The following is a 23,760-nucleotide window of genomic DNA, read 5'->3' as shown; positions in this document are numbered from 1 at the left end:
CGCGGTCATTCCTCGAAGGGGGGCGGGAACACCTCGGCTTCCATCAGCCTCATCGCGCCGATCGACAGGCCATAATCCCTGGCCCGTGGATCAGCGAAGGTGCGCAGTCGCTGCCACAGCTGCGGCTGAGTGTAGTCCGGCAGGTCCTGCAGCCCACGCAGTTCACGACGATACTGCAGGGGCAGGTCGTTCCAGATAGTCCAGTCGTCGACATCGGTGTCTTCCAGCATCTCTTCATACTCGGCGTCGGCCACCAGCAGGTCGACGCCATTTCGCTCGTAGTAGGCCTGGATCTGCCGGCTGACGCGTTCGCTGAGTTCGGCGCTCTCCAGCCACAGGACCTGGGCCGCGATCCGGGACAACTGCAGGTTGTCCGGCAACTGGGTCAAGCGGTTGTCCCGTAGATCGAACACGACGGGGCGCCAATCGTCATCGGTACGGATGCCGGGGGGCCAGTCGGTGAGCTCGCAACTGTTGAGGTTGAGCATATCCAGCGCATTCTGGTGGCTCAGGTCGGGACTGCGGGCCAGTGGGTTGTGCGACAGGTCCAGCAGGCGAAGATTGTCGAGGCGATCCAGGGCAACCTGGTTGGCGTCGTTCCAGAGGATGCTGTTGCCATGCATATCGAGCCATTCCAGTGTGTGTGGCACGGCGACCGCAGGTATCTGCTCGAAGCCGCAGTTTGTCAGGTGCAGGCGTTGCAACTGGGGAAACCGCTCGAGGAACTCCGCGGGCAGTTCGCTCAAGGAGGGGTTCGCGGTCAGGTCGATCCGCCGGATATGGGTGAAGCGGTCAGGCAGCGCCAGCGAGGCCATGTCATCGTTGGTCAGGCCCAGGTCGACCAGGCTGATCATGTGGATGAGCTGGCCTTCCTCTTGCGAGTACTCCGAGATCCGTTGCCAGTTGCTCATCAGCCTGCGCGCGGCTGCCTGACGCAGCGGGTTGTCACCTGCCCAGGCACGTCCCTGGTCACGGAACGCCAGCAGTTGCTGCTCCAGTTCGGTGAGCTGCTGCACGGGATCCAGGCCGGCCTCGAACCATTGACTCAGTTGCTCGTTGACCTGGAAATCGACGGATTCGGGGTAGAGCGCTCGGTAGCGGCGCCAGAACGTGCCGACATCGATACGCCGAGCGGGTGGCGCAGGCTCGTCCATGCCGCCGTGCAACTGGCCGTGGTTGCCCCAACCTGGCGCCGAGTCTGTCAGTAGACGTCGGACCATGGCAGGGTCCGACCGGGCCAGGTCGTTGATCTGTTGGCGCAACCCATCGCCATTGGTGTTCGTCAGGCCAAGGGCTGCACGGTCGTTGGAGGACAGCGCCTGCACGACCGCACGGCAGAGGTCGTGGTCTTGTTGTACAGGGGCTGGTCGTTCTCCGAGGTAGGCTTCGTAGCGCTCGGCCGACTTGAGCACAGTGCAGATTCGGCTGGAGTGCCTGGCTCCAGCGGCCAGCAGCAGCTGGCCTTGGGGTGACGCTGCCCGCAATTCGAGGCGCAGATGCTCCGGCCAGCCAGGCAGTTGCGGTGTCGCATTGATGACCAGGCGCTCGCTCTGCAGGCTGGCCTGTTCGGGGAGATACAGACCCTTCAGTGCGTGCTTCAAGACGCTTTCGTCTTGCCGGGCAGTCTGACCGGCGCGCCGCAGACGCTGGCTGCCGTCTTCGAGGGTGATGGGTTCGAGGCTCTCCAGCAACGGGCTGCTGGCCAGGTGTGATAAGGCTTTGCCAGCCAGGTGCAAGCTGCCAATCAACGCCAGGTTCAGGCCCACCGACTTTAGGTGGGCCATGGCCTGTTCGCGGTCACCGACCTGCCAGTTTTCATAGCCCAGGTAGGCTTCGTCCAGGATCTGGTAGGCAATTACCGCGGTCATGAGCGTTCCCAGTGCGGGTACGAACATCCCGGCGATCATCAGCATGTCCAGGCCGGCACTGTCCCAGAGGGCCTTGCGCGCCCTGAGCGCCTGTTCGTCGGCCTGCTCGGTGGGCACGGCCAGTTGCCGGGCTTCCTGTTTCAGGCGCGCCAGGTGGTCGTCGTAAAGGAAGTCGTACAGGTTTGCCTTGATCGGAAGGGGATGCAAGCGCAGGTCGCCTCCGGCGTTCTGACGCAGCCGGTTGGCGAACTCGCCCAGTTGCTCACGTTGTACATAAGCCTTGAAATCTTGGCGAAACGGCTCTTGCTGCAAATCGATCCTCAACTGCCGATGCACGGCTTCGATATTGTCGAAGGCGCGCAGGCTGCCTGCCGGTCCCGGCAGGTAGAGCACGATGCCCGCAGTGGCGGTGTCGATCAGGGTCACCTCGTGCAGAGTGATGCCGAAGAGGCTCAGCTGGCTGCAGGGCAGCGCTTTACCATCGCCGAGCAAGGTCTGCAGCGCATCCCATCCTGCGCCACTGAGCTGGTTGCGCAGCCGAGCCAGATCGGCCGCCAGGCGCAGGCTTTCCTGGTGAACGCGCAGCGCAGCAGGGCGCACGCCAGACGCGGCGAAAGCGCTATCGAGGTGGTTCTGGTAAGCCTGGCCGACGTCCAGCTCCCGGCAGGTGCTGGCGAAAGCGTCTGGCGACAGTGCCAGGGCCTTGATCTGGATCTGCTCCGAGGGCAGGTCGATGTCGATTTCCGTTTCGCTGTCGCCCAGCGTCGTCCTGCCGGTGACCACGATCTTGCTGGCCTGCCAGTCACTGTCCAGGGCGAGGGCGCTGTCGCGGCTGAAGGTGACGGTGTCGCTGAAATTCTGCAGGGCAGCCTCGAGCAAGCTGTGGTGCTCGTGGTGAGTGACATAGGCCTGGAAGCTGTAGAGGTGCTTCACCCTGACCAGCGACGTGCTGCGCAACGGTGCGCTGAACGCGTGCTGCGTGCGCAGGCGATCGGCGAGCAAGGGCTCGGCGAATTCGTTGATGCTCTTCAGCCCGCGCAGGCGTTTTGCCAATGCACGCTGCGCTTGCATCAGGCGCGCCTGGCTGGCCTCGACTGCCTCGCGCAGGTGAGGCGCGGCATTGGCGAACCAGGCCGCCTCGGCGTCGGGCAGGCCTTGCGCCGGCAGGATAGCATCGCTCAGTCGCTGCCAGTGCTCGGCACTGGCGTCCCGCGCCCAGGCGGGTAGTTGGCGCTCCAGGAGCGCTTGGTGGGTCTCTGTCATCTGTGGCTCCTTGCAAAGCGCACATCAGAGCAGCCGTGACGGGGCTGTCGGTGGTACATGCTTGTATCGGCAAAACAAACCTCAATATTGACCGTGCAGCGCCGATAACTGCGTAATTGCCTGACATCGCTTGCCTATGATCACTCCCCAGCTCCCACAAGACCTCACGCCTGTCCCAGCCGGGACCTTGCGTCAATCGCTCAATCGCTTGCTACCGCTCGGTCTTGCCCTGGTGGGCATCGGTCTGTCGATCGCCCTGGGGCACCTGGATGCGCAGCGCGAGCGCAGTGAGCAGCTGGGCAACCTCGCGGCTCGCCTGGCGGGTGTACGGGGTGCGCTGGAGGCCCAGCTGGGCGCGGCGTTCGGCGAGGCCGAGGGCATTGCGCAGCTGATCAGCGCCGACGGCGGCATCAGTGAGGCGCACTTCCACGGCATGGCCCGCGCTGCCCTGCAGTCTGTGCCCTACATGCGCCATATCGCCCTGGCCCCGGGGGATGTCATCCGCGACGTCTACCCGATGGCGGGCAATGAGCGGCTGGTTGGGCTGGACTACCGCCAGTTGCCGGACCAGTTCTCGCTGGTGCGATCGGCCCGCGACCGGGCCCAGCCGGTGCTGGCCGGTCCCCTGCAGCTGTACCAGGGCGGCCGGGCGCTGATCTACCGGCGCCCGGTGTTCGTCACCGGCAAGCGCGGCGTGCGGTTCTATTGGGGCAATGTGTCGATCGTCGCCGATATCGACCGCCTGCTGCTCACTGCGGGGCTGCGCCCGGACACCGAGTTCGAGCTGGCCGTGCGTGGCGGCGACGGCAAGGGCGCCGAAGGCACGGTGATCTGGGGCGACCCACGGCTGTTCGATGCGCCGCAGGTGACGATGACCGTGGTGGTGCCGGGCGGCGCCTGGCAACTGGTGGCCGTGCCACGGGGCGGCTGGTCGGGGCTGGACCTGTACGGTTCGCCGCTGTTCCTGTTCGCCCTGAGCTGCACGGGGCTGTTCAGCCTGTTCGTCGCCCAGCTCAACCGCAAGCAGCGCCTGCTCGAGCAGCGCAACCGCGAGCTGCAGCGCTACCAGGCGCAGCTCGAGCGCCTGGCTCACTACGACACCATCACCGGGCTGCCCAACCGGATCCTGTTCCAGCAACAGCTGGGCGCGGCGATCCTGCAAGGGCATGGCCTGGCGGTGCTGATGCTCGACATCGACGGCTTCAAGCAGGTCAACGACAGCCTTGGGCATCCAATGGGCGACCTGTTGCTGCAACAGGCGACCGCGCGCTTTTTGCAGGAGCTGGACAGCCAGGACCGTCTGTGCCGCCTGGGCGGCGACGAGTTCGTGTTCATGCTGCAAGGCGCCCAGGGCCAGGTGAACCATCAGGTCCGCGCCTTGCTGCGCTGCCTGCAGCGGCCGTTCGATCTCAATGGCAACGCCGCCCTGGTCACCGGCAGCATCGGCCTGGCCTGGTGCCCGCAGCATGGCGAGGACGCCGACAGCCTGCTGCGCCATGCCGACACCGCCATGTACGCGGCCAAGGAAGCCGGACGCGATGCCTGGCGGCCCTACCACCCGGACATGACCGAGCGTCTGCAGCAGCGCCTGGAGCTTGAGCGCAACCTGCGTCGGGCCCTGGAGCACAACGAATTCGAGCTGTGGTACCAGCCCAAGGTCGACCTGTTCAGCGGACAGCTGGAGGGCGTCGAGGCCCTGCTGCGCTGGCGTGATCCCGAGCATGGCCTGGTCTCGCCGGGAGAGTTCATTCCCCTGGCCGAGCGCACCGGGCTGATCATCCCGCTCGGCGAGCGGGTGCTGGAGCTGGCCTGCGCACAGTTGGCCGAATGGCGTGCCAGCGACGGCCTGCCCGGGCCGCTGGCGATCAACGTCGCGGCCTTGCAGATCGAGCGCAGCGACTACGTCACCAGCCTGGCCTCGGCGCTGGAACGCCATGGACTGCCGGCCAACCTGCTGGAAGTGGAGATCACCGAGAGCCTGCTGATGGAAAGCCAGCAACAGGCCTGCGCGGTGCTGGCGCAGTTGCAGGCCATGGGCGTGGCCACGGCGGTGGACGATTTCGGCACCGGCTATTCGTCGCTGGCCTATCTGCGCGCGCTGCCGATCGATCACCTGAAGATCGACCGCGCCTTCATCAAGGACCTGCCCGGGGACGACGATGCGGTGGCCATCGCCAGGGCGATCATCGACCTGGGCCACGCCCTGGGTTTTCGCATCACCGCCGAAGGCATCGAAACACAGGAACAGTACGATTTCCTGCGTCATGCCGGTTGCGACCAGGGCCAGGGCTTCCTGCTCGGACGGCCGATGCCGGCCGAGGCGCTGCGCCACTGGCTGGCCGACAACCACGAACGGCGGCATCGGCCGCCGGGGCGCTAGCTCGCTTCTTCTGCGCCCAGGCTCGCATAGCCCACACGCGGTACCTGTCCCAGGCGCTGCTCGACCAGTGCCAGCAAAGATTCGCCGCTGGCCAGGTAGGCGTCGCCGAAGTCGTGCCCGCCCAGTGCGCTGGGGTGGGCCACCAGTTCCAGCACGCCATGCTCGGGAGCCAGGCCGGCCTTGAGGTCGGCGGGCGTGCAGACGAAGTCGGCTGTGCTGCCGGCGAGCTGGCGCAGACGCCAGTTGAGCAGGGTCTTGAACGCGCGCTTGGCCGGCCCGATGTTGTGCCCCAGGTTGCGCGCCAGGCGTACCGGCACGCCCTGGGCGCGAGCGAAGCGGGCGACGACGGTGCCCACCGGCCAGATGTTGTGCACGTGCTGGTGCGAATCCAGGTGGCTGGGCATCAAGCCGTGGTCCAGGCAGTGTTTCCATTGGGCCTCAAGCTCCGCTTCCACGGCGGCTCGTTCGCGGCGTGACAGGCGCAGGGTGCGTTGCTTCAAGCGCAGGTCGAACTCGCCGTGGGGTGTGCAGAAGCGTGGTTCGGCAAGGATTGCCTGGCTCAGCGGGCGACCGTAGGTGAGGTTGAAGTGCAGCCCGATGCGCCCCTTGAGCGCCGGCTGCTGGGCCAGCATGCAGGCGGTGGCGAAGGCCGGCATGTTGGCCATGGCCGTGGCCGAGCTGATCAGCCCGGCCTGGAAGGCGTGTAGGATGACCGCGTTGGTGTGGGCACTGAGGCCGAAATCATCAGCGTTGACTATGACCTGGGATGGCATCCGGGCGCTCCTGTGGCGGGGTGGGGGCGACAACATCGGCTTCGTTGCGCGGCAAACGCTTGCGCAGGCGCGGCTTGAGCCATTGCCAGCAGCGCAGTGCAAGGCCCAGCAGTACGCCATCGGGGCGCCAGCTGTAGCTGCTCAGGCGCCACTGTTCGAGCTGGCCGGTCATGCGTTCGTGCAGCTGGTGGCTGGAGTTGTCCAGGCTGACTCGCGAGGCGTCGATCCATTTCCAGTCCGCCTCCAGGCCCCAGTGGATCCACTCCTCCAGCAGCACGCGGCCGCTGCCCAGGTCTCGGTGCTCCGGGACGAAGGCAAGGTTGTAGTCGTAGACCCGGCCGCGCTCCACCAGGCCCAGGCGGTAGCTGATGCAGCGGCCGTCCAGCTCCAGCAGCACCAGGCACACCAGCCCTTCGCCGGCCAGCGCGGTGAAGGCCTGGTACATCCACTGGCGGCGCTGGGGACCGGAGAAGATGCCGACCTCGTCGTCGCCTTTCCAGCTCACGGCCTCGACGGCGCTGATGGCGTCGAGCAGCTCGCCCATGTTCGCGGCCGTGGCCATGACCCGGCGCACGCTGGCGCCGCAGGCGTTGATCCGCTTGCGTGCGCGGCGCAACTTGTAGCGCGGGTCGCCGCTGACCTCCTGGCGATCCTGTTCGTTGATGCGGTGCACCGGCACGCGGCAGGTCAGGCGCTGCTGCCAGGTGGAACTGGCGCCGGCCCACTGGCGCAACCAGCCTTCGTGCTCGGCGTTGTCCGGCACCTCGTTCAGTTGCAGCAAGGCATGGGGCAGGTGCTTGCGGATGGCCTGCAGGACCTGGTCGGCGTACAGCGCCGGCAGGTCGATGAGCAGGGCGATGCGGTCGCTCAGCGGATAGCCCAGGTGGCGTACCACCGGCGCGAACAGCGGGCCGAAAGGCTCCCGGGCGCGGATCAGTGGCAGGCACAGGCACAGGCGTTCGTCCTGGTAGCCGAGCAGTACGCCAAGCCGCTGGCCGGGCAGCAGGGCGGTCTCGGCGGCGCGCAGCCAGCCGAGGTGGTTGAACGGCGTGCTGCCGGGCAGGCGCTTGCGCAGCGCCTCGTAGTCGGCGGCGGGGAAGTCGTCGCTGCGCAGCGACGCACACCAACTGAGCTGCAGGGCCATGGGCTCAGCCCGCCGTGGCCGAGGAGGCCGGGGCCTGCGGTTTGCGCAGTGGCTCCAGGCGCGAGGTGGTGTAGCGGCTCTCGCGGTAGAACCTCCAGCGGCCGAACAGGCAGTACACGTTCATGATCCGTCCTTGTTCCTGATAGCCCATGCGCAGGTGCAGCTTGAGCGCCGGGATGTTGTGCTGCTCGCACACGTCCACCACCTTGGTGCAGCCCTGGGCGGCCATGGCTTTCCATAGCGCAAGCTGCAGGTCCACCGACAGCTCGGTGCCCCAGTACTTGCGGATCAGCTCGCCACCGAACTCGAAGAACTCTCCCGGTCCGACCGGGAACCAGCAGCCGTAGTAATGACGGTCGTGGTAGTGGCGGCTGCTGCCCCAGATGAAGGCCACGGCGTCGTTGTCGTCGTCGAGGAACATCAACCCGGTGTGGCCCTCGGCGGCCAGCTCGCGCATGGTCTCGACGCGGTCGCCGAAGTGACGGGCGAAGGCCTGCACGTTATGCACGGTGATGGTCTCGACGCGCAGGCTGGCGTAGGGCTTGAGCCGGTGCGGCGGCACCGGGCTGACCAGGTCGCGCTCCATCCACAGCAGTTCCCAATGATAGAAGACGTAGTGCCGCAAGGCGCTACCGAGGGTGTCACGCAGTCCCTTGCGCTTGATGCGGTCCTGGATCTTGGTGAATGCAGTCATGGTGCCTCCTGGGCATGGCTGATCGAGGTGCGTCTCATGACGCGCTCCAGGTCAGGGCGAATACGGTCTGCCCTGGCAGTTGAAAACGGACCTGGCCATCGGTGCAGCTGAAGCTGGCGCGGCGGCTCTGGTTGTCGGGGCCGAACAGTTCGAGCTGGCCGGCGGGGCAATCGCCCAGGGTCAGCGCCACCTGTTGCAGGCGCTCGGCCTTGTTCACCCCCAGCAGGCTACGCTGTTGCTGGCGGGCCATGGCCAGGGCATCGACCTCGAAGGCGTCGTTGTCCAGGGCCAGCACCTGGTCCAGCCAGTGGCGCTGGATGAACTGCTGGGCCAGGCCCACCGGCTTGAGCTCGTAGCGCTGGTCGCCGGTATCGCGCAGCATGCCCTTGGGCCATTCGGGTTCGTCGGCGACATGGAACCAGTTGAGCATGTCGAGCAGGCCGTCGCCGGCGGCGTTGATCACCACCGAGGTCCACCACAGGCCGGCGTAGTGGGTGTTCTGCTCGTAGGGGCTCAGGCTCGAGCCGCTGGACAGGTTGGTCTGGTCCAGCAGCAGCGCCTTGCGCGGCCGGCCCTGGCCGTCGAGGCCCACCAGGTCGGCGGCCTGGCGCACGCTGTCGCGGTAGCTGCGGGTGGCGAGCAGGTCGCGGACCATCCATTCGTGCCAGGCCAGGGCGTCGATCTGCGCGCCCTGTTCGGCGAGCAGGCGCCGTGCCCAGTCGATGCCGCGGCGCTGCTTGCCGTCGTCGGTGAAAGGGCCGCCGAGCAGGCGTGAGGAGGCCGGCATGGCGATGCGCACGCCGGCCTCGCGGGCGCCGGGGTATTCGCGCACGCGCCTGGCCATGGACTGGAAGAAGTCGCGGTAGCTGGCGTAGTCGCGGTAGTTGAGGTTGGGCTCGTCGGCGAAGGCCAGGTAGTGGGTGCCCTTGCCACCCAGGGCCTTGGTCGCCTCGAGCCAGGCGTCGAGCCCATCGCTGCTGGTGCGGTCACTGCGCAAGTCGGCGACTCGGGCACTGCCGGCCAGCAGGGTGATGTCCTGGAGAATGCTGAAACGTTCCTGGTAGAGCTTGCGCCAGGCGTTCTCGAAGTCGGGTTGACGTTGCAGCACGTCGACGAAACTGTAGAAACCGGCGGCCTGGGGACGCAGGGCGTCGAGGGCGGCAAAGCTTGAGGCCGGTGGCAGCACGTACGGCAGGGCTACCCCCAGACGTGGCGTGGGGCCGAGTAGCTTGGTGCCGACGGTCAGGCGGACCTGGCCCGCTTGCTGGGGCAGGTCGCCGAGGTCGTCGGCGCGTTGGGCGAACAGGTTGGCGCTGCCGTCGAGCCAGAACGCCGCCTTGCCGCTGCCCTGCAGGCCCAGGCGCCAGGTCTCGTCGCGGCCGCTGACGGGCAGCGCTAGCTGGTCGAAGCGCCAGTAGGCGCGGTAGGGCTTGAGTGGCAACTGCACGCGCCGGCCATCGCTGAGACGCTCGGCGAACAGCCCGTGGACGCCGCCGTGGTGCTTGCCGGCCAACACCGCCCGTTCGCCGGCCTTGACCCGGAAGTACAGCTCGACACCCGGCCCGACCTCGGCGCTGAAGTGCACCTTGGCCGGAGCGAACAGCGCACGGGTGCTGGGATCGTGTTGGATACGGTAGTCGCGGAAGCTGTAGCCGGGCACTTCCAGGCGATAAGTGCCGCCACCAGATGCCAGGGGCCAGCGCTGCTCGCCACGCACCTGCGCAGCTTCGATGCGCCGTTCGCCGGCCAGGCGGCCCTGGCCGTCCAGCAGGTACAGGCGCTCCGGGTTGGCCTCGGCCTGCCAGGCCGGTCGCCACTGGATGCGCACTTCGTCGGCACGGGCCGGCAGCAGGTACAGGCTGCCATCGCGGATCTCGCCCCATTGCACGGGCGCGGCGAGCGCCGTCTGCGCCAGCAGCGCGGTGCACAGCAGCAGGGCTTTCATGCCGCCCTCCGTTGCAGCATCTGGCGCAGCGGCGCCAGGTCAGCGGGCAGGATGATCAGGGTCTGGCCCAGCGGCACGCCGCTGAGGCGGCAATACAGCACCAGCATGGCCACGGTGACCGCCAGGTAGGCGATGGACGAGGCCGCCGCCGCGCCGACGATGCCCCAGGCCGGGATCAGGATCACGTTGAGCACCAGGTTCAGCGCGGCGCCCGCGCCCATCAGCAGCGACACTGTGCCGGGGCGGTTCTTGCCCAGCAGGTCCAGGCGCAGGATGCTGGCATAGCACAGGCCGAGCAGGCCCGGCAGCAAAGCCAGCAGCGCCGGATAGGCCGGCGCGTAGTCGGCGCCGAACAGGGTGACGATCAGCCACTGGCCGATCAGCGCCATGCTCAGGCAGGCGCCGAGCATCACCGTGGCGGTCAGGCGCAGGGCCAGGGGCGTCAGGCGCTCCATGCCGGCGTCCTGCTGCAGCAGGCGTTTCATCAGCGGCGTGGTCACCGCCTCGGGGACGATCAGCAGCAGTTCGGCGGCGGCGCTGGCCATGGCGTAGTGGCCCAGGGCGGTGCTGCCGAGCATGGCGCCGATGAACAGGTAGTCCGAGCGCAGGATCACCTGCTGGAACAATAGGTCGGGGTGGCTCTTGGCGCTGTAGCTCAGCAGCTCGCGCTGGCCGCCGCGGTCCCAGCGCAGGGCCAGCGGGTGCTGGCGGCGCAGCCACCACAGGCCCAGCACCAGCACCAGGGCGATGCCGCACAGCCAGCTGATCAGCGCGGCTTCCAGGGCCTCGTCGCGCCACATCCAGAACAGCCCGAGGAACAGCAGCAGCGGCGCCAGCGATTCGGTCAGGCGCAGGGCGTTGAACGCGCCGACACCGCCGCTGGCATTGTGCAGGGTCAACAGGCCGCTCTTGAGCACGGTCATCGGCACCGCCAGCAGCAAGAGCCAGGCCAGCAGGCCCAGTTGCACGGTAATTTCCAGGTCGGTGCCGAACTCGCGCACCAGGAACACGCAGACCAGGGTCAGCAGCCCTGCCAGCAGGCAGCCGTAGACCAGCACCTGGGTCAGCAGCAGGCCCATGTCGCGCTGCTTGGCCGCCTGGTAGCCGACCGCGCTGTTCAGACCGCCGCTGGTGGCGGCGCTGAGCAGGTCGGGCAGGGTGCTGAGCAGGGCGAACAGGCCGCGCTCACTGGGCCCGAGGATGCGCGCCAGCAGCACGTTGCGCAGCAGGCGCAGGGCGATCATCGCAAGCTTGGTGCCCATGCTCAGCGCCAGGTGGCGCAGGTAGCTGTTGCGGTTCATCAGCGTTCTCCGCGGCTGATGCGCCAGGCCAGCAACGAGGGCCGGCTGGCATTGCGCTGGCTGACACCGATGCGCGGCAGCGCCAGCGGGTCGTCGTGGCCCTGGCAGATGCCCGGGCGGGTGCTCAGGGCGTAGGGGTAGCGGTGCGCGGCGACACGGGCACGCACGCGCTCGTCGTGGTCGCCGTTGGGGTAGCAGTACACCGGCAATGGTTCGCGGCAGCCTTCGTTGAGTGCGGCGTGGCTGCGTTGCAGCTCTTCGTTGAGGCGGTGGTCGTCCAGGTACGGTAGCAGGGCATGGCTGGCGCCGTGGGGGCCGAAGCGCACCAGGCCGGAGTCCTCCAGGGCGCGCACCTGCTGCCAGTCCATGGCCTGGGGCAGCGACTCCGGCGGGCAGGCGTCGGTCAGCACATGCAGGGCTTGGGGGCTGAGGCTCTTGAGGGTCTGCAGGTAGCGCGCCAGCACCAGGCTGCGGGCCTTGCTGTGGTCGTGCATGAAGTAGGCCGCAGGCAATGGCCGGCCGAGCTTGCGCAGGCGCTCGATCAGTTGCCGACGGGCCTCCTCGCCATGGCTGCCCCATAGGGTTTCACCGACGCTTTCCCACCAGAAGCGCTGGCGGCTGCCGATGTAGTCGGTGGACAGGAAGATGCTTGCCGGCACCTGGTGGCGCTGCAGCAGCGGGAAGGCGTTGACGGCATTGTCGCGCCAGCCGTCGTCGAAGGTCAGGGCCACCTTGGGGCGGGTGTCGCCGCGGGGCTCCTCGTGGCTCTTGAGCAGGTCCATGAGGCTGACGCAGTCGAAATGCCGGGGCAGCCAGCGCAGCAGCCCTTCGAAGGCCCGGGGGCCGACGCACAGCTCGTTGCGATGGGGCAGGGCGGCGCTGGCATCATCGGCCAGCACCCGGTGCAGCATGAGGATCACCCCGGCGCCGCGCAGTTCGGCGCGCCCGCGCGGCGACTTGAAATAGAACCAGCCACTGGCCTGCTTGATTTGAGTCTTGATCGGCATGTCCGTCGCTCATCGATTCTGGTCGGGATTCCATTGGCTGTAGCTGTGCCCGCGCAGGAACTGCCACAGGCCCACGCTCATGCCAGCGAGGGTGACCAGCACGAAGGCGGCCAGACGGAACGGGCGCGGCAGCCGGCGGCGGGCGTCGAGCAGGCCGGCGATGGCGGCGGCGTAGCCGAGCAGCTGCACGGCCAGGGTCAGGCGGTAGAAACCGGGCTCGATGGCCAGCCACAGGTTGGCCAGCAGCAATGGCAGCAGCAGCACCGGGGCCAGGCGGCGGATCAGCTTGTGGCTGATCAGGGCGATGGCGTACAGGCCGTGGCGCGCCGGATTGAGCAGTTCGCGGCGGGCGGCCAGGCTCAGCAGGCCGCCGACGGTGACCCGTTGGCGGCGGCGGAACTGCTTGTCGGCCTCGTCCACGCCCTGGTCCAGCACCACCGCTTCGGGCACGTAGACGATGCGCAGCCCCGCAGCCGGGGCACAGGTGCTGATGAAGAAGTCGTCGTTGACCTGCTTGGGAATCGGTTGGTACAGCGCCCGGCGCAGGGCCAGCAGGGCGCCGTCGGCCGAGACCATGCAGCCGGTGCGGTTCTCCACCTTGCGCACCCAGGCTTCGTAGTGCCGGTACAGGCTGTCGCCGATGCTCAGGCCCTTGCCCGGGTCGGGGATGATCATGTGCCCGGCGGTGCCGCCGACCTGCGCGTCGGCGAACGGCGCCAGCAGCAAGCCAAGGGTGTCGGCTGACCACTGGTTGTCGGCGTCGGTGAACACCAAGAGGTCGCCCGTGCACACCTGCACGGCACTGTTCAACGCCCCGGCCTTGCCCAGGCGCGGCAGGTCCAGCACCTGCACCCGCGGGTCACCCAAGGCGCGGGCCAACGCCACGGTGCGGTCGCTGGAACCGTCGCTGGCCACCACCACCTGCAGCTCGGCAGCCGGGTAGTCCTGGCCGAGCACGCTGGCAAGCTTGGCTTCGATATGCCGCTCTTCGTTGTGCGCTGCGATCACTACGCTCACCCGCTGCGCCGGCAACGGCGAATGCGTGCGCCGGGCAAAGAACGGCGCGGCCAGGGTCAGCAGCAGGGGGTAGCCGACCCAGGCGTACAACGGCAGCAGCAGGCATGACCAGAAGATGAACTCAGCCACGGGCGGGCCTCCTTGCGGTGCGGTTGAACAGGCTGAGGATGAACGCCGCGCCGGCCAGGTGCAGGCGCAGCCAGTGCAGGCCCCAGAGTTGCAGGGTGAGCAGCGGGTCACGGTGCCGGCGGCTCTGACGCAGGCTCAGGAACAGCGCGGGCAGGGCGCTAACCAGCAGGAAGAACAGGGCCACATGGGGAAAACCGTCGAGCAGGGCCGACAGCGCCATGGCGTCCAGCACCCAGGCGCCCACCGAGAGCATCGGGAAGCGCAGCAGGCGCAGGCTGACGCCGTGGCTGCGTAGCAGTTGCAGGTGGCTGCCCTGGCGCCACATCTCCTTGCCCAGCCATTCACGCCAGTTGGCCTCATAGCCCCAGTGCAGCACCGCGGGCTGGCGCAGCACGCGCAGGCGGGCGCCGGACTCGTGCAGGCGCAGGGTGAAGTCCTTGTCCTCGCCGGTACGCAGGCGTTCGTCGAAACCGCCGACCTGCTCGAACCAGCTGCGGCGCATCAGCAGGTTGGGGGTGGGCAGCCAGGTGCAGTCCTGCACCGTCTGCCCGGTGCGCAGGGTGCGCCGTTGCCAGGCCTGGGCGAACCAGGGGGCGTGGCGCGGGGTGTCGCAGTCGAGGGCGAAGACATCACCTTCACCGCGGCGCTGCAGGTCCAGCAGCAGGTCCAGCCAGTGCTCGGGCACCTCGATGTCGGCGTCGAGGAAGGCCAGCCATTCGCCGTGGCTGGCGGCCACGCCGGCGTTGCGCAGGGCGCCGATGGCCACCCCGGGCAGGGTCAGCACCTGGGCGCCGTGCTCGCGGGCGATCCGTGGGCCGTCGTCGCTGGAGCCGTTGTCCGCCACGATCAGCTCGCAGGCCAGGCCCGCCGCGCTGGCCGAGCGCCGGGCGGCGTCCAGGGTGCGGCCGATATGACGGGCCTCGTTGAACATCGGGATGACGATGCTCACCCGGCTCATCGGGCCACCTCCACGGTTTGTTGTTCACGGGCCTGGCCCAGTAGCACGCTGGACAGCGCCAGCATCAGCCACAGGTACTTGTGGCTGGGGGCGCTGAGGAACATCAGGAACAGGCCGATGGCCAGCATGCTCATGGTCAGGTGGGTCATCAGGTCGGCGCGGTCCGCATCGCCGGCCGCGCGGAAGGCGGCGCGGGCCTGCCAGAAGTTGCGCAGGGCCAGGGCGATCATGCCGACGAACAGCAGGCCCGCCGGCAGGCCGACCTCGCTGAACAGTTCCAGGTAGGTGTTGTGGGCGCGGCGGTAGAGGTCGGTGGTCTTGCTGTTGACCGGGGCGAAGGCCTTGGAGAAGCCGGTGTCGGCATAGTGCAGCGGGAAGGTGCCGGGCCCGGTGCCGAGCAGCGGGCTGTGGCTGATCATTTCCTTGCCCACCACCAGGTAGGAGGCGCGTCGGCCCAGCGATTCGTCCTGGTGCGCGTTGACCCCGGACTTGAGCAGCATCAGCGACTGGATGCGCTCGGCGTAGCCCGCCGGCATCAGCGCTACGCCCAACGGCAGGACGATGGCCAGGCCGAGCATGGCGAAGCCCAGGTGGCGCGGGCGGATGCGCGTCAGTTGTTCGCGGTAGTTGTACAGCACGATGCCCAGGCTGATCAGCAGCACCACCAGCCCCGAGCGCGATTCGGTCTTGGTCATGCCCACCAGCAGCAACAGGCAGCAGCCGGCCCAGAACAGCTTGACCGGGATCTGCCGGGCCTTGATCGCCAGCCACAGCCCCAGCGGCATGGCGATGGTGATCAGCAGGGCGAAGGCGTTGGGGTCGAGCATGGCCGAGGCGCGACCCTGTTCCTGGTACTTGGTGGAGAAGATCGCGAACAGGCAGGTGACGCACACGCTGACGGTGATCAGCCGGGCCAGCATCGGCAGGTTGAGGTCGCGACCGACCAGCAGGGTGATGACGAATACCACCAGCCCCACCAGCAGTTCGCGCAGGTGCCCGCCCGACAGGGCCAGGTCGTCGCTGGCCCACAGGCTCAGCAGATAAAGGGCCATGAACGGCAGCAGCAGGCGCCACTGGTTGCTGCGCAGGCGCTCGCCGGGCAACTGGCGCACCGCCAGTTGCAGGCTGAGGATCAGCACCAGGCCGATGCCCACCAGCTTGGCACCGGACACCAGGCCATCCTTGAGCAGCCCCTCCAGCGGCACCAGGGTGGCGATCGCCAGCAGGCCCCAGGCCGGCTTGCGGTACAGCACCAGCACGCCGGCCAGGCCGATCACGCCGCCGGGGGCCAGGAACGGGTAGGGACTGGCCAGCAGACCCAGGCTCAGCAGGGCCACCAGGCCCACCAGCGACAGGGGAATGATCATGCGACAACCTCCTCGGCCGCGCCCCGGTACACCAGGGCCCAGCGTTGTGCCAGGGTCGGCAGGTGGTAGCGTTCGCGTTGCGTGCGGCGGGCGCCGGCGACCAGCTCGGCGGCCTGCGCGGGATCCAGGAGCAGGGCCTCGAGGTGTTCGCCCAGTTCGGCGCTGGCCAGCGGGGCGGCCAATAGACCGTTGCGCCCGTGTTCGATGACGTCGGGAATGCCGCCGACACCGAAAGCCACCACTGGCACGCCGTCCTGCATGGCCTCGAGCAGGATCATCGGCGTGCCTTCGGTGCGTGAGCTGATGACCAGGGCGTCCAGGCGCTTCATCCAACCGCGCATGTCGCGCTGGAAGCCCGGCAGGGTGATGCGATCAGTGAGACCGGCGGCGTCGATGCGTGCCTGCAACGTGTCGCGCTCGGGGCCTTCGCCGAGCATCACGGCGTGGACCTGTGGGTGGCGCTGGCACACCGGGATCAGGGTGTCGAGGAACAGGTCGGGACCTTTTTCGCTGGACAGGCGACCGACGTAGGCGGCGAGCCAGATTTTTCGGTCGTGATCGCAACCCCTGTGGGAGCGGCCTTGTGTTGCGATCGGGCGCGAAGCGGCCGCCGGGGCATGGCAATCTGGTGTGCCTGAGTCATTGGCGTGGGTGGCATTGGGGCCGCTTTGCGGCCCATCGCGACGCAAGGCCGCTCCCACATGTTCGTCATCGGTTGTACTGGCTTCGGGCAGCCCGTTGGGAATCACCCGCAATTTGGCCTCGGGCACGCCGGCATCGCGATGGATGCGGGCGATGCTCTCGGCCACGCATACCACGGTGTCCACCGTCGGCGTGCGGCACAGTTGCAGGCTCAGCCAGGTGTAGAAGCGCTGCTTGCGGCTGCGCGGGGTGAAGCCATGCTGGGTGCTGACCATCGGCAGGCGCCACAGGGTGGCGCCGATCCAGCCGAACAGCTGGCCCTTGAAATTGTGGCTGTTGACCAGCGGACGTTGGTCGCGCTGCGCGCCGAGCACCTTGAGCACCGCCCCCAGCCCCCGGCAGGTGTCGCATTCGACCCCGGCCTCGCGAAAGCGCGCCACCAGCTCCGCCGGGGCATCGAGGAACAGCACCCGATGCTGGCCGGGGGTCGCCTGGCAGTGGTCCAGGAGCATGCGCTCGGCGCCGTAGAACCCGCCACTGCCGAGCAGGTGCAGGATCGGCCGGCCGGCGTGCAGCGCGGCGTTCAATTGCGCACCCAGTGCCACAGGCGTGGCAGCGACCAGCTCTTGTGCGGGTTGGGCAGCGCCGGGGCCTGGTCGTTGATCACCAGCAGCACCGGCAGGCCCAGCTCGTGGCTGATCTGCGCCGGGTGCTTGAAGCGGTGGTCGAAGAACTCCCTGACGTAGACCACGGCGATCGCCAGCAGCAGGCCGGTGACCAGGCCGAACGGGATGATCAGGCCAGGTTTCGGGAAGCTTGCCGCAGTGGGTTCGTAGGGGGCGCTGAGGATCCGTGCGTTGGACTGGCTGCCGTCGAGCAGGCCCTGGCCACGGCTTTCCTCGTAACGCTGGGCGTAGGTGGAGAAGGCCTTGTGCAGGGCGTCGATCTCGGTGTCCAACTGGCGGGTCTTGCTCTGGGTCTCGCGCAGTTGGAGGATGCGCTTGCTGTAGTCGGCGATGCGCTGGGTCTTCTGCTCGATCACCTGCTGGGTCACCGCCAGGTCCTGCTGGCGCTCACGGATGCGGTTCTCGACGATCTTGAGGAACTGCGCGCGCAACTGGGCGATCTGCTGGCGGGCCATGACCATCTGGTCGGAACCCGGCTGGAACACCGTGGCGTCACCGTTGTAGCGGGCCAGCTGGGTAGTCAGCTGCTCGCCGAGCTGCTTGATCTCGCGGTCCTCGAAGGCGACGTTGTCGACCGTGGTGGTGAAGGTGTAGGGGAACGCGTAGTCGGCCATCCTCGCCTTGCTGGCCGCGGCCAGGCTGCTCTGCAGGTAGTCGAGCCACTTCTGGTTCTGTAGCTGGCGGTCACGCTGCAGGTTGAGCGCCTGCTCCTCGGTGTTGATGGCGTTCAGGCGGAAGGTAATCTCTTCCTTGGGGTCCGACGAGCCGATGGCGGTCAGCAGCCCCAGGCGCTGGCTTTCCAGGTCACCCAGGCGGGCCTGGTAGTGCAGTTTCTTCTGCTCGTAGAAGGCCTCGGGCAGCTCGTTGGACTGCAGGTCCTGGCGGTTGGCCAGGAAGTTCTCCAGCAGGCGGCTGACGAACAGCGTGCCCAGCTTCGGATCGTCGGCGCTGTAGGTGATGGAGATCACGTTGGAGCCGGGCAGGGTCTCGACCTTGAGATCCTTGACCGCCTGGTCGGTGAGGGTGTCGAGCTGGGTGTCGCGGTCATCGGCCACGGTGTTGCCGAACAACCGGTGCAGCGGGTCGAACACCGCGTGGCGCACCGGGTCGAGCACGGTACGGCGCAGCAGGCCGGGCTCGTCCGGGTAGTGGCCTTCCTTGCGCAGCTCGCCGATGGTCTGGCGGATCAGGGTCGGCGAGCGCAGGATGTTGCTCTCGGTCTCCATGTCGGCCAGCGACGGCGGGATGAACTGGTCGGCCTGCTGGCTGAGCGCCGAGGTGGTGTCGCTCTGCGAGAGCTTCTTGGACTGCACGATGACTTCGGCGGTGATGTCGAAGCTCTGCTTGAGCACCAGCGGTAAAATCACCGCGATCACCGCGAACACCAGGAACACCCGTTTCACCAGCTGGCGGTTGGCGAAGAAGATGCGGAAGAACTCATGCACATAGTTTTCTTTGGGCTGCGTAGTCATGGTCCGTCCCCCGGTCAGTCGTCGCTTTCTTTGTTGTCGACGCGGTAGCTGAAGCTGAAGCCGAAGCCCTGGAACAGCACCACGTCGGCCAGTTGCCGGGACAGCTCTGCGGCGCTGGCCAGCTTGGTCTTGGGCACGTAGAGCATGTCTTCGGGCTGCAGGTAGGCGAGTTTCTGGGTGCCGCCGGACAGCGCCTGGTCGACGTCGTAGTTGACCGCGTGCACGGTGTTGCCTTCACGGCGCATGATCACCACCGAACCGAGCTTGGCCTTGAGGGTCGGGCCGCGGGCCAGGGTCAGGGCCTCGAGCACCGACACCGGACGGCGGATCTGGAAGGCGCCGGGTTGGCCGACTTCGCCGAGCACGTAGATCTCGTTGGCGGCGGTGGACTTGAGCAGCACGTCCACGCTCATGCGCCCGGGCAGGGTGGCGTAGCGTTCGTTGAGGTAGTCGCGCAGCTGGTTGACGGTCATGCCCTGCAGCGGCACCGAGCCGATTTCCGGGAAGGTGGCGCGGCCATCGTTGCCTACGGTGATGTCGCGGCTCATGCCGGTGCCGGGGTGGTTGAGGGCGTTCTTCAGGTTGACCTCGTCGGTCATCGGACTGATCACCCGCACGGTGACCTGGTCACGGTTGGGCTTGAATACCCGCTTGTCCTGGTAGGCCTGGCGGATGGCGCTCTCGGCCTCGCCGGGGGTCATGCCCTCGACGCGCACCGCGGCGTTGGTGCTGGGCAGGGTGATGGTGCCGTCGGGCTGCACCAGCTGGTTGCCGTTCAGGCCGCTGGCGGCCATGAAGTTCAGGTCCAGTGTGTCGCCGGACTGGATGCGGTAGACCCCGGCCGAACGGTTGCTGACATGGAAGATCACCTCCAGCACGTCCTGCGGGCGCAGCACCTGCTCGCGGCGGGCGACCTCAGTGGCCTGGCTCTCGGCCGGTGGCGCGGTAAGGATCTGCACCGGCATCTGGCGGTCTTCCTGGCTGGCGCAGCCGGCCAGGGCCAGCACGCACAGGGCAATCGATGGGTATCTCATGGCGTTCATCCTGTGCGGCCTCTCAGAGATTTTCGTACAGCCACTTGGGCATGTAGTACTTGCGCTTGTTGAACACGCTGCCGATCAATCGCGCGCCGGCCTGGGTCAGGCGCTGGCTGGCAGCCTGGGCGACTTCCCAGCGGGTCTCCTCGGCGCAGACCACCAGGATCACGCCGTCGACCAGGGTGCCGATGACCAGGCTGTCGGCGCTGGCGTAGATGGCTTCGCCGTCGATCACCACGAAGCGGTACTGGTTGCTCAGCTGGTTCAGCAACACGCGCAACTGCTCGTGGTCGAGGCGGTCGCGGCCGCGTTTCCAGGTCCCCACCGGCAGCACGTCGAACGGCTGGTCGGACAGGCGCACGATGCAGTCCTGGGCCAGCGGCGGGGTGTCCTGGTTGAACAGCAGGTCGCTGTAGCCACGCAGCTTGCCCAGGCCCAGTTGCTGGCTGAGGCCGCCGGGGCTGAGGCTGGCGTCGATCAGCAGCACGTTGCCCGCGCTCATCAATGCCAGCTGGCTGGCGAAGGCCAGGGCGCTGGTACTGGTGCCGCTGCCTGTGTTGGCCGCGGTCAGCAGCAGGGTGCGCTGGTCGAGGTCGAGCACGGTGGAGGTCAGGTTGGTCTCGCTTGGGGTAGCGATGGTCAGACTTCTTGAGGATGAACCGTCCATCTCAGCTTGCTCCGTGGCCAGTGAAGACTTTGAACGGGGTCTTGAGCAGGATCTTCAGGTCCAGCATCAGGCTCTGTTCGTTGATGTAGCTCAGGTCCAGCTCTACGCGTTGGTCAAAGTCGATATTGCTGCGCCCGGAGATCTGCCAAAGGCCAGTCATGCCTGGGTAGATCGACAGCCGCGCCAGGTGGTTGTCGTGGTAGCGGTAGGCGTTGAATGAAGTGGGACGCGGGCCGACCAGGCGCATGTCGCCGGTGACCACGTTGATCAGGTTGGGCAGCTCGTCCAGGCTGCTGCGGCGCAGCCAGCCACCTATCGAGGTGATGCGCGGATCCTTGTCGATCTTGAAGTCGATGGATTCGGCGCCGTGCTTGTTCAGGTGGCGCAGCGATTCTTTCAGCGCCTCGGCGTTGGCCACCATGGTGCGGAACTTGTACATGCCGAAGGCGCGGCCCCGGTAGCCGGTGCGCTTCTGCACGAAGAACACCGGCCCTGGGCTGGACAGCTTGATCAGCAGCGCCAGCACCAGGAACACCGGCGACAGCAGCAACAGCAAGGTCAGCGCGGCCAGGCATGACAGCACGCGGTTGGTGCGCGACAGCGTCCAGGGGCGGCCTCCGGCGCGGCCGCTGATCCAGCCGCGGCCCTGCATGTGGATGGCGGCATCGATGCGCTGGCGGTGCGCCGGGTCCATGCGTTTGTCCTGGTACAGCGCCTGCAGTTGCGCGCTCTTGGGTTGTCCTGTCATACCGCCCTCCGTTGATCCGGCTGCTCGCCCGTGGGCGCCGCTTCGCTGGCGGCGGGCGAGTGGTAGCTCTTGAACCAGGCGACGAAGCGCCCGAGCCCTTCATCAAGGCCTATCTGTGGGGTGAAACCGGTGACCCTGGCCAGGGCGCTGGCGTCGGCGCAGGTGGCCAGCACATCGCCCGGCTGCAGCGGCAGCAGCTCGATCACCGCGTTGCGCTGCAGGTGCTTCTCCAGCAGGGCCAGGTAGTCGAGCAGCTCCACCGGGCGCTGTCCGCCGATGTTGTACAGGCGCCAGGGCGCGTGGCTGCTGGCCGGGTCCGGGTCGAACGCGTCCCACTGCGGGTCGGCGACCGGGGGCAGGGGGATCAGTCGCACCAGGCTTTCGACGATGTCGTCGATGTAGGTGAAGTCGCGCTGGTGACGGCCATGGTTGAACAGCTGGATCGGCCGGCCCTCGCTGATCGCCTTGGCGAACTGCATCGGCGACATGTCCGGACGGCCCCAGGGGCCGTACACGGTAAAGAAGCGCAGGCCGCTGCAGGGGATGCCATAAAGGTGGCTGTAGCTGTGGGCCATGGCCTCGTTGGCCTTCTTGGTGGCGGCATACAGCGACAACGGGTGGTCCACCGGGTCTTCGACCCGATAGGGCGTCTGCTGGTTGGCCCCATACACCGAGCTGGACGAGGCGTACAGCAAGTGCCTGACCGGATGGCGGCGGCAACCTTCGAGAATGTTGAGAAAGCCGGCCAGGTTGCTGTCCAGGTAGGCCTGCGGGTTCTGCAGCGAGTAGCGCACGCCGGCCTGGGCCGCCAGGTGCACGACCACCTCCGGGCGCTCGCTGGCGAACAGCCGGGCCATGCCGTCGCGATCGCCCAGGTCCAGGCAGTGCAGCGGGAAGTCGCCGACCGTCTGCCGTACCCAGTGCACGCGGGCGTGCTTGAGCGCCGGCTCATAGTAGTCGTTGAAATTGTCCAGCCCCACCACCTGGTGCCCTTCCAGCAGCAGCTGGCGGCAGGTGTGGGCGCCGATGAAACCGGCCGCGCCGGTCACCAGCACTTTCATGGCGCATCCGCCTGCGGAGCGATCTGGCGCAGGCCGATGCCGCTGTAGTGCAGGCCATGGGCGGCGACCTGCTCGGGGTTGTACAGGTTGCGGCCGTCGACGATCAGACGCTCGCGCAGCTTGCTGGCCAGCATCGAGAAGTCGACCACGCGGAAGTTCTTCCACTCGGTGCAGATCACCAGGGCATCGGCGTCCTGCAGGGTATCGTCGCGGGTGGCGCATAGTTGCAGGTCGTCCCGGTAGCCGTACAGGCGCCGGCATTCGTCCATCGCCTCGGGATCATAGGCACGCACCGTTGCGCCTTCGGCCCACAGGGCTTCCATCAGGTAGCGGCTGGGAGCCTCGCGCATGTCGTCGGTGTTGGGTTTGAAGGCCAGGCCCCACAGGGCGATGGATTTGCCGGCCAGACCCGCCAGGCGCTGCTTGAGCTTGGCGAAGAGGATGCGCCGCTGCTGGTTGTTGACCTCGTCGACACTTTGCAGCAGGCGCAGGGGCATGCCGCTGTGGGCGGCGGTGTGCAGCAGCGCCTTGATGTCCTTGGGGAAGCACGAGCCGCCGAAACCGCAGCCGGGGTAGATGAAGTGGTAGCCGATGCGCGGGTCCGAGCCGATGCCCCGGCGCACCGCCTCTATGTCGGCGCCCAGGTGCTCGCTGAGGTTGGCCAGCTCGTTCATGAAGCTGATGCGGGTGGCGAGCATGGCGTTGGCGGCGTACTTGGTCAGCTCGGCGCTGCGGTTGTCCATGAACATCAGTTTTTCGTGGTTGCGGCAGAACGGCGCGTACAGTTCTGCCAACTGGTCATGGGCGACTTCGTCGAGGGTGCCGACGATGATCCGGTCCGGGCGCATGCAGTCGGCCAGGGCGCTGCCTTCCTTCAGGAATTCCGGGTTGGACACCACGCGCACCTGCAGCTGGCTCTTGCCCAGACGCTGAAGTTCGTCGCGGGCCAGGGCCATGACCTGGTCGGCGGTGCCCACCGGCACGGTGGACTTGATGATCAGGGTATGGTCGGTTTCCATCAGCGCGGCGATTTGCCGGGTGACGTTGAGCACATGGCTGAGGTCGGCCGAGCCGTCCTCGTCGGGCGGCGTGCCGACGGCGATGAAGATCAGCTCGGCGTGGCTGACCGCATCGCTGGCCTGGGTGCTGAACAGCAGGCGACCTTCCTTGATGTTGTCCTCGAGCAGGTCCGAAAGGCCTGGCTCGCTGATCGGTGGCACGCCCTGACGTAACTGGTTGATCTTGTGGGTATCGACATCCACACACAGGACCCGGTGACCTACGTCCGCCAGGGCTGCTGCCTGTACCAGTCCGACATAACCGGTGCCAAAAACGCTCACGTCCATGCGCGGTGCCTCGAATGGATGAGTAAGGGAGATGAAACAGTGGTGTGAATTGGGTATAGCTCAGCCCGGTGGATTTGCGTCAAAGCAATGGCATGTTTCGTCGAATTTACAGACCCTGGCGAAACGGGCGATCTGCCACCAACCCGTTTCCAATCCGTGTGTTAGCGCGCATAGCTAGTGGCAATTGGCCGTTCGACGAACCGATGAACGGTTGGACGCACCGAAATAAGCGGGTTGCAGACGATAGGGAGAATC

Annotated in this window: 18 protein-coding genes; 1 reads left to right on the top strand and 17 read right to left on the bottom strand. The window is 67.3% G+C overall.

Annotated elements, in window-relative coordinates; genetic code table 11:
* Nucleotides 1-5 precede the first annotated feature (5 nt).
* Nucleotides 6-3,131 (bottom strand): dermonecrotic toxin domain-containing protein, encoded by a 3,126-nt coding sequence (locus DMX06_RS15010; RefSeq protein WP_110738201.1) that lies wholly within the window; start codon nucleotides 3,129-3,131, stop codon nucleotides 6-8.
* Between the two features lie 136 nt (nucleotides 3,132-3,267).
* Between DMX06_RS15010 and DMX06_RS15005 the strand changes: the two genes are divergently transcribed.
* Nucleotides 3,268-5,511: a putative bifunctional diguanylate cyclase/phosphodiesterase gene (locus DMX06_RS15005; RefSeq protein ID WP_375538099.1), complete on the top strand. Its 2,244-nt coding sequence runs from the start codon at nucleotides 3,268-3,270 to the stop codon at nucleotides 5,509-5,511.
* Here the strand turns inward: DMX06_RS15005 and DMX06_RS15000 are convergent.
* The 16 genes from DMX06_RS15000 to DMX06_RS14920 are packed head-to-tail and all read right to left on the bottom strand — an operon-like array spanning nucleotide 5,508 to nucleotide 23,505.
* On the bottom strand, nucleotides 5,508-6,284 hold the full coding sequence (locus DMX06_RS15000) for a ChbG/HpnK family deacetylase (protein WP_110738274.1): 777 nt from the start codon (nucleotides 6,282-6,284) through the stop codon (nucleotides 5,508-5,510). The two genes, DMX06_RS15005 and DMX06_RS15000, sit on opposite strands and share 4 nt — an antisense overlap.
* Nucleotides 6,256-7,428, bottom strand: coding sequence for a GNAT family N-acetyltransferase (locus DMX06_RS14995; RefSeq protein WP_110738200.1), 1,173 nt, complete (start codon nucleotides 7,426-7,428; stop codon nucleotides 6,256-6,258). The genes DMX06_RS15000 and DMX06_RS14995 overlap by 29 nt, the downstream gene beginning before the upstream one ends.
* Nucleotides 7,429-7,432: 4 nt before the next feature.
* Nucleotides 7,433-8,122, bottom strand: a complete 690-nt coding sequence (locus DMX06_RS14990) for a GNAT family N-acetyltransferase (RefSeq protein WP_110738199.1) — start codon at nucleotides 8,120-8,122, stop codon at nucleotides 7,433-7,435.
* A gap of 34 nt (nucleotides 8,123-8,156) precedes the next feature.
* Entirely contained in the window at nucleotides 8,157-10,067 is a 1,911-nt protein-coding gene (locus DMX06_RS14985; RefSeq protein ID WP_110738198.1) for a hypothetical protein, read from the bottom strand.
* A complete protein-coding gene (locus DMX06_RS14980) occupies nucleotides 10,064-11,368 on the bottom strand; it encodes an oligosaccharide flippase family protein (RefSeq protein ID WP_110738197.1) in 1,305 nt (434 codons plus the stop codon). The genes DMX06_RS14985 and DMX06_RS14980 overlap by 4 nt, the downstream gene beginning before the upstream one ends.
* Nucleotides 11,368-12,375 (bottom strand): polysaccharide deacetylase family protein, encoded by a 1,008-nt coding sequence (locus DMX06_RS14975; RefSeq protein ID WP_110738196.1) that lies wholly within the window; start codon nucleotides 12,373-12,375, stop codon nucleotides 11,368-11,370. Before DMX06_RS14975 ends, DMX06_RS14980 begins: the two co-directional genes overlap by 1 nt.
* A 9-nt stretch (nucleotides 12,376-12,384) precedes the next feature.
* On the bottom strand, nucleotides 12,385-13,521 hold the full coding sequence (locus DMX06_RS14970; protein ID WP_110738195.1) for a glycosyltransferase family 2 protein: 1,137 nt from the start codon (nucleotides 13,519-13,521) through the stop codon (nucleotides 12,385-12,387).
* Entirely contained in the window at nucleotides 13,514-14,479 is a 966-nt protein-coding gene (locus DMX06_RS14965) for a glycosyltransferase (protein ID WP_110738194.1), read from the bottom strand. Before DMX06_RS14965 ends, DMX06_RS14970 begins: the two co-directional genes overlap by 8 nt.
* On the bottom strand, nucleotides 14,476-15,846 hold the full coding sequence (locus DMX06_RS14960) for an O-antigen ligase family protein (RefSeq protein WP_110738193.1): 1,371 nt from the start codon (nucleotides 15,844-15,846) through the stop codon (nucleotides 14,476-14,478). The genes DMX06_RS14965 and DMX06_RS14960 overlap by 4 nt, the downstream gene beginning before the upstream one ends.
* Nucleotides 15,843-17,075, bottom strand: a complete 1,233-nt coding sequence (locus tag DMX06_RS26580) for a glycosyltransferase family 4 protein (RefSeq protein WP_258378865.1) — start codon at nucleotides 17,073-17,075, stop codon at nucleotides 15,843-15,845. The genes DMX06_RS14960 and DMX06_RS26580 overlap by 4 nt, the downstream gene beginning before the upstream one ends.
* Nucleotides 17,072-18,646 (bottom strand): GumC family protein, encoded by a 1,575-nt coding sequence (locus DMX06_RS14945; RefSeq protein ID WP_110738192.1) that lies wholly within the window; start codon nucleotides 18,644-18,646, stop codon nucleotides 17,072-17,074. The genes DMX06_RS26580 and DMX06_RS14945 overlap by 4 nt, the downstream gene beginning before the upstream one ends.
* 14 nt (nucleotides 18,647-18,660) lie before the next feature.
* The gene (locus DMX06_RS14940) at nucleotides 18,661-19,680 is read right to left on the bottom strand and encodes a polysaccharide biosynthesis/export family protein (protein WP_110738191.1); all 1,020 of its coding nucleotides are present in this window, start codon (nucleotides 19,678-19,680) and stop codon (nucleotides 18,661-18,663) included.
* Between the two features lie 22 nt (nucleotides 19,681-19,702).
* Nucleotides 19,703-20,350, bottom strand: a complete 648-nt coding sequence (locus DMX06_RS14935; protein ID WP_110738190.1) for a CpsD/CapB family tyrosine-protein kinase — start codon at nucleotides 20,348-20,350, stop codon at nucleotides 19,703-19,705.
* A gap of 1 nt (nucleotide 20,351) precedes the next feature.
* A complete protein-coding gene (locus tag DMX06_RS14930) occupies nucleotides 20,352-21,098 on the bottom strand; it encodes a sugar transferase (protein ID WP_110738189.1) in 747 nt (248 codons plus the stop codon).
* Nucleotides 21,095-22,159 (bottom strand): NAD-dependent epimerase, encoded by a 1,065-nt coding sequence (locus DMX06_RS14925; RefSeq protein ID WP_110738188.1) that lies wholly within the window; start codon nucleotides 22,157-22,159, stop codon nucleotides 21,095-21,097. The genes DMX06_RS14930 and DMX06_RS14925 overlap by 4 nt, the downstream gene beginning before the upstream one ends.
* A complete protein-coding gene (locus DMX06_RS14920) occupies nucleotides 22,156-23,505 on the bottom strand; it encodes a UDP-glucose dehydrogenase family protein (RefSeq protein WP_110738187.1) in 1,350 nt (449 codons plus the stop codon). The genes DMX06_RS14925 and DMX06_RS14920 overlap by 4 nt, the downstream gene beginning before the upstream one ends.
* Nucleotides 23,506-23,760: the final 255 nt, after the last annotated feature.

The organism is Pseudomonas mosselii, assembly GCF_003205295.1.
Classification (GTDB): Bacteria; Pseudomonadota; Gammaproteobacteria; order Pseudomonadales; family Pseudomonadaceae; genus Aquipseudomonas; species Aquipseudomonas mosselii_B.
This window is presented reverse-complemented; position numbering and strand designations above follow the sequence as displayed.